At 39.9% G+C, this 6,208-nt stretch carries 5 protein-coding genes; 2 read left to right on the plus strand and 3 right to left on the minus strand.

Translation table 11 applies throughout. The features are described from left to right. Positions 1 to 32 precede the first annotated feature (32 nt). The 3 genes from H6G25_RS19680 to petC all read right to left on the minus strand — a co-directional run bounded on the left by H6G25_RS19680 (position 33) and on the right by petC (position 2,625). Positions 33 to 806, minus strand: a complete 774-nt coding sequence (locus tag H6G25_RS19680) for a glucosamine-6-phosphate deaminase (protein ID WP_190393945.1) — start codon at positions 804 to 806, stop codon at positions 33 to 35. Positions 807 to 961: 155 nt separating this feature from the next. After that, positions 962 to 1,963 (minus strand): cytochrome f, encoded by a 1,002-nt coding sequence (petA, locus tag H6G25_RS19685; RefSeq protein ID WP_190393946.1) that lies wholly within the window; start codon positions 1,961 to 1,963, stop codon positions 962 to 964. A gap of 122 nt (positions 1,964 to 2,085) precedes the next feature. Next, positions 2,086 to 2,625: a cytochrome b6-f complex iron-sulfur subunit gene (gene petC / locus H6G25_RS19690; protein ID WP_028082951.1), complete on the minus strand. Its 540-nt coding sequence runs from the start codon at positions 2,623 to 2,625 to the stop codon at positions 2,086 to 2,088. A 459-nt stretch (positions 2,626 to 3,084) separates the two neighbouring features. Here petC and H6G25_RS19695 point away from each other — a divergent pair, with 459 nt between their 5' ends. Then, complete coding sequence (locus H6G25_RS19695) at positions 3,085 to 3,393, plus strand: DUF3067 family protein (RefSeq protein WP_028090991.1); 309 nt, start codon at positions 3,085 to 3,087, stop codon at positions 3,391 to 3,393. A gap of 256 nt (positions 3,394 to 3,649) precedes the next feature. Next, positions 3,650 to 5,932: an IMS domain-containing protein gene (locus tag H6G25_RS19700; protein ID WP_190393947.1), complete on the plus strand. Its 2,283-nt coding sequence runs from the start codon at positions 3,650 to 3,652 to the stop codon at positions 5,930 to 5,932. Positions 5,933 to 6,208: the final 276 nt, after the last annotated feature.

Below are 6,208 nucleotides of genomic sequence, written 5' to 3' on the forward strand. Positions count from 1 at the left end.
TTTTTTAATCCGTCGGGAATGTTGTTATTTAATTAAGATAATAAACTAGCCGAATTGACATCTAAAAATAAACTAGCTTGAGGTTGTTGACGCAAAATAGAAGCTGGACAATTTGTGATCACATCTCCTGTTAACATGATTTTAACTATGCTTGATTTTCTGCTATCTGGTGCTAAACAAATTATTTTTTTAGCAGCACAAATCATGGGAATAGTTACAGTAAATGCGTATTGGGGAACATCTGCTAAATTCGCAAAATATCCTGTATTCACTTGTTGTTGACGGTTAACATCATCTAGTTTGACAAGTTTAACTTGAGCAGGATCTTGAAAATCTGCGACTGCTGGATCATTAAATGCTAAATGACCATTTTCCCCCAGACCTAAACAGCATAAATCTATGGGTTGATTTTCTAAAAGTTTACTATAGCGATCGCATTCGGCTACTGGTTGTAATGTATCTCCTTCAATATAATAAAATCTTTGAGGATTGACCTTTTTTTCTACCCGTTCCCGCAAATAATGACGAAAACTTCCAGGATGATCTGATGTAATTCCCAAATATTCATCTAAATGGAATAAAATGACCCGTGACCAATCTATTCCCCCTAAAGCTATTAAAGCATCTAAAAATCGAATTTGGGAATTACCTGTAGCTAATAAAATAGTAACTTGATTTTGTTGATCAAGGAGATTTTGTAAATACTGATGTGTGATTTTAGCCACACTTTTAGACATGGCTATTTCAGAACTGTAAATTTCTACCAATAGATGATCAACATAAAAAGATTTTGTAAGTTCTATCATTGACTTGTTACCAATAACCAATATCCCATTATAAAAAAAAGACAGGCTTTTTGCCTGTCCCATAACAAATAATTCAGAATTAGGAATCATCTCAGTCGAAATAAATAAAACTTTACATTCTCATATTCTGACTTCTGACTCCTGAATTTTTGAATTTAGAAATTCATTTCCGCAGCTTGGACTTTTTCTACTTGTTTCTTCTTGAGAACTAGCATTACTTGTGCTAACATCACCAAACAAATAAAAGCAACTAACCATGCAACTCTGGAGGAATCTTGTAAGACGATTTCTGCATCTTTTTGTCCAAAACCACCAACGTTAGGGTTATTAGTCAAAGCGTCACCAGTGTTAACTGCTTGTCCTTCGGCAACAATTAATTCTGGTCCAACGGGAATTGTATCGGTAACAACATCACCAGCAGCAGTTGTGATACTAATTACATTCTTAACGTTACCGTCCTCATCTTCTGTTTGAGCGATTTTGCTAATTGTACCCGTAGCAGAAGCGTTGAATAAGTTATTATTGCTCTTTTCACCAGTGGGGTAAACTTGTCCACGGCCACGATTACCGCCTACATGAACAGCGTATTTGCCAAAGTGAATATTTTTGTCTGTAGCGGGGTTAGGAGAAAGAACAGGGAAAACGATTTCTTGATATTCTTCACCGGGTAATGGTCCGACAATGACAACATTTTCTTTATCGTCAGTGTAAGGGGTGAAAGTCATATCACCCACTTCCGCCTTCATTTCTTCAGGAATACGATCTTCTGGCGCAATCTTGAAGCCTTGAGGCAACATTAACACAGCCCCAACATTTAAGCCAACCTTAGAACCATCCGCGCCTACTTGTTGCACGCTGGTATCATAGGGAATTTTGACAACCGCTTTAAATACGGTATCAGGAAGTACAGATTGAGGAACTTCTATCTCCGTATTTTTAGCTGCTAAGTGACAGTTAGCACAAACAATCCGCCCTGTTGGTTCGCGGGGAGTTTCAGGAGCGGTTTCCTGGGCCCAGAAGGGATAAGCAGCAGCAGTTTGTGGTCGGGTTATATCGCTAGTGAAGAAAAAAGTCACAGTAGCGATCGCTATTAGCAATGTATTAACCATCACTTTAGCGGTGCGAGTTAATCTCGCTGGTGTAAGGGCATTTCTCATCTCTATAAAGTCATTTGTCAGTGGTTAGCGGTCATTGGTCGGTGGTGATTGGTCATTGGTCAAGAGTTGATGAAAATCCCTTTTCTTCTTGACTGGAGACTAATAACTTTTGCGCTATGTATTTAAGCCCACCAAGCGGCATCCCCAGTACGGAAGTCAGTTTCCGTCCAAGGAGTTAACAGAACTTTGTCTTCTTCAACTGCTGCATGAGCTAGGGCTAAAGATTTTGGTGCAGGACCACGAATCACCTTACCAGTAGCGTCATACTGTGAACCATGACAAGGACATTTAAACTTGTTTTCAGCCACATTCCAGGGGACAACACAACCCAAGTGGGTACAAATAGCATTAATTCCGTAGTCAGCGATCGCTTCTTTACTTTGAACTACAATGTAGGTAGGATCTCCCTTGAGTCCCTGTACCAAAGCGCGGTCTCCCACATTATGACTATTCAAAAATTGACTGACTGAAACATCGTTACCCAATTCGTTCTTAGCCACTGTACCGCCGCCAGCGCCACCACTAGCAGGGGGGATGAAGTAGTTAACAACAGGATATAATGCACCTAAGGCTACTCCGGTAACAGTCCCGAAAGTGAGCAGGTTCATAAATTGACGACGACCCATATCGGGTACATCATTGATTTCAGAAAATTGAGCCATAATCTACGCGCTGTTTGTGTAATTTATTAACCATTTTGACAAGAGTACCAGCACTGGAGTAATTCTTGTCTGCATCGAACTAATAACGCCCGCAGCGATGCTGTACCTCTTTGTGCAAGACTCAAGTGAGCATCTTTTCTGTTAGCATTACATTTCTTTATATCCTTATCATACTGGACTCACGGAACTTAACATCATAACTAAATGTAAAATCTAAATAAGATCAGGGAACAGGGAACAGGGAACAGGGAACAGGGAACAGGGAACAGGGAACAGGGAACAGGGAACAGGGAACAGGGAACAGGGAACAGGAAAGAGGAAAGAGGAGGAGAGGGGAAGATGATTTTTTCTCATACTCCCCAATCCAAAATCTAAAATCCAAAATCCAAAATCCAAAATCTAAAATCCAAAATCCAAAATCTAAAATCCAAAATCCAAAATCCAAAATCCAAAATTACTATGACTGGAAAAGAATTACGCCAACTGTTGATTAATAAATGGGGACAGCCCTACGATGTCCAATTTCGCCGCACTCAAGGTAAAATCTTCTTACAAATCATGTGGAAGTACCAAGGCCAAGCTTCTTTCCCCTTGAGCGAAAGTGATTACCAAGATCATCTTGACAGCATTGCTAATTATCTCCATGCTTTAGGAGGAACACAACAAGTAGAAACTTTTATTACCGATACTAAAGAGCGTCCCCGTCTCGGTAAAGCAGTTAGCATTCCTCTTGATTTGGGTGAACGTGCCTCTGAATGGATTGTCTAAAAATTAGGGTATAGTGGGTTAGGCCAATACAATAAAATATCACTATGAGTCAAAAATTTCCGATTTAAGATATAAATAAAATTATCGGGCAGAAAATAACATATCTGTTACTATCTACACTTATAGTGCTAGAACAACACGGTATTGATTAATAAGGCTATGATTATGAGACGGTTTTGGCATCCTAGTATGATCTAGGTGAATTATGTTAATTTTTACGAGATGCTACGAGAACACAGTGCAGGGGACGTAAGCTGTGCGAATTCCGCTCGATTACTACAGAATTTTGGGATTACCGTTAGGGGCAAGCGAGGAACAATTGCGTCAGGCATATAGCGATCGCATTGTCCAACTACCGCGACGGGAGTATTCAACTACGGCTATATCTTCTCGCAAAGATCTAATTTCAGAAGCTTATATGGTTTTATTAGATGCTAAAAAGCGCAAGTCTTACGATGAGCTTTATCTATCTCATATCTATACTGATAACACAACTGCTGATCAAGTGCCATTGAAACCTCTGGTAGAGAGTAATTCTAAACATCTTGGTGTTCCAAGTCTCAGTATCGAAGTCAGCCCAGATCGATTTGTTGGTTCTTTGTTGATTCTCCAGGAACTAGGAGAATATGAGTTGGTATTAAAACTTGGTCGTCCTCATTTAGTCAATAAACATGGTAAAATTGGTGTTAAAACAGGTAATCGCCGTACCCTGACCGAAGTAGCGGAAAACCCAGATTTACCAGATATTATCCTCACTGTGTCTTTAGCTTGTTTAGAGCTAGGACGGGAAGAATGGCAACAAGGTAATTATGAAAATGCGGCAGTATCTTTAGAAACAGGTGAAGAATTATTAACACGGGAAGGATTGTTTCCCACAGTCCGCGCCGAAATGACGGCTGATCTTTACAAACTTCGTCCTTATAGAATTTTGGAACTATTAGCACTGCCAAAGGAACAGATCGCTAAACGCCGACAGGGCTTAGAATTATTACAAACTATTTTAGAAGAGCGTGGTGGGATTGACGGCAGCGGCAATGATCAATCAGGGTTAAATATAGATGACTTTTTGCGGTTTATCCAACAAATTCGGCATTTTTTAACAGTATCGGAACAGCATAAACTCTTTGAATTAGAAAGTAAACGTCCTTCAGCCGTGGCTACATATTTAGCAGTATACTCCTTAATTGCCAGAGGTTTTACCCAACGACAACCAGCTTTAATTCGCCAAGCCAAGCAGATGTTGATGCAATTAGCAAAACGACAAGATGTGCATTTAGAACAATCTCTTTGTGCTTTGCTAATGGGACAAACGGAAGAAGCTACCCGTGTTTTAGAACTAAGTCAAGAATATGAAGCTTTAGCGTTTATTCGAGAAAAATCCCAAGACTCACCCGACCTGTTGCCAGGACTGTGTTTATACACTGAACAATGGTTACAACAAGAAGTATTTCCCCATTTTCGTGATTTATCACAACACAAAGCCGCTTTAAAAGATTATTTTGCAGATAGACAAGTACAGGCTTATTTAGAATCCTTGCCTACAGATGCCCAAACAACAAATGAATGGGTAGTGATCAATCCTCAATCCTTTCCCCAGCCAGATATTAATCATTTCCGGCACCACCCTCCTCAAACCAGAGAAATACACCAATTATCTAACCCTGAGTTACCAGAAACACACCATCGCCACCACCCTAGATCTAATCAGATTTCTATGCCGAGATGGAATCATACCGCAACAAATGGAAGAGCGGGAAACCAAGAATCACAAATACCCGTAACACCAACAACGGAAACGCCCAGCAGAAAACAACATCAAGGTAGTAGTGCTTCTAAAGCAGCTACAAACCACCAGCACCCAAAGCGCAGACGACGCAAACCCAGCATAAATAATATTGCACAGCGTTTTTTGCAGTCTCCAACTAATTTTCTTAGCAGCCTAGACCCCAGAACGCGCTTAGTTTGGATAGTTTTCTTCTCATTGGGAGGAGTATTAGTTTTTTCGTTGTTAGTATCAACAACTCTAGGATTGGTAAAAAATATCTTCTTTCCCAGTAGGTCATTACAGGGGGAACAGTTAGCAATAGAACTGAGTCAACCACCGATAACCATTCCTGACCCCAACGGCCAATCTGAACCAAGGGACGAAGAACTGACAAATAAAACCGCAAAGGAAGTAATTGAAACTTGGTTATCTGCCAAAGCCGCAGCTTTAGGGGAAAATCATGACATTGATGGTTTAAACAAAATTTTAACAGGTCAGGTTTTATCGCAATGGCGTTTATTAGCCCAGCAAGAACAAGAAGATAGACGTTATCGGCAATATAAACATGATGTAAAAGTGGAATCTGTGTCTAAAAAAGGCACTGATGAAAATTATGTATCTGTAGACGCTACGGTACAAGAAGTTACTTATTTCTATGAAAATAGCCGACAAAAAAAGTCTTCTCATGAAAACTTGCGTGTTCGCTATGAGTTGGTTCACAAAGAAGGTAAATGGCTAATTCAGCGAATGTCAGTAATTCAGACGTTTTTGTAATTAGTTAGTGGTCAGTGGTTAGTTGTCAACTGTCCCCTGTTCCCTGTTCCCTGTCCTCTGTCCCCTGTTCCCTGTCCTCTGTCACCTGTTCCCTGTCAACTCTTATAAATATTCTCCTTTGCCTAAAATGTTATGAAATCTTGATAATAATTCCCTTGTCAAGGGCAATATATTAAGGTTTCATGACAAACTGATCCCCGCAACCCTGATAATTACGTAAAATAGAGTAAAACCTATCTTTAGACCCCTTGATCCCTGGATAGTTTTACTGGTTAA

The organism is Dolichospermum sp. FACHB-1091 (assembly GCF_014697585.1).
Taxonomy (GTDB): Bacteria; Cyanobacteriota; Cyanobacteriia; order Cyanobacteriales; family Nostocaceae; genus Dolichospermum.

Excerpts from the sequence above, each read along its gene's own strand:
- H6G25_RS19680 (WP_190393945.1), bottom strand. The coding sequence starts at position 806 with ATGATAGAACTTACAAAATCTTTTTATGTTGATCATCTATTGGTAGAA.
- petA (WP_190393946.1), bottom strand. The coding sequence starts at position 1,963 with ATGAGAAATGCCCTTACACCAGCGAGATTAACTCGCACCGCTAAAGTG.
- petC (WP_028082951.1), bottom strand. The coding sequence starts at position 2,625 with ATGGCTCAATTTTCTGAAATCAATGATGTACCCGATATGGGTCGTCGT.
- H6G25_RS19695 (WP_028090991.1), top strand. The coding sequence starts at position 3,085 with ATGACTGGAAAAGAATTACGCCAACTGTTGATTAATAAATGGGGACAG.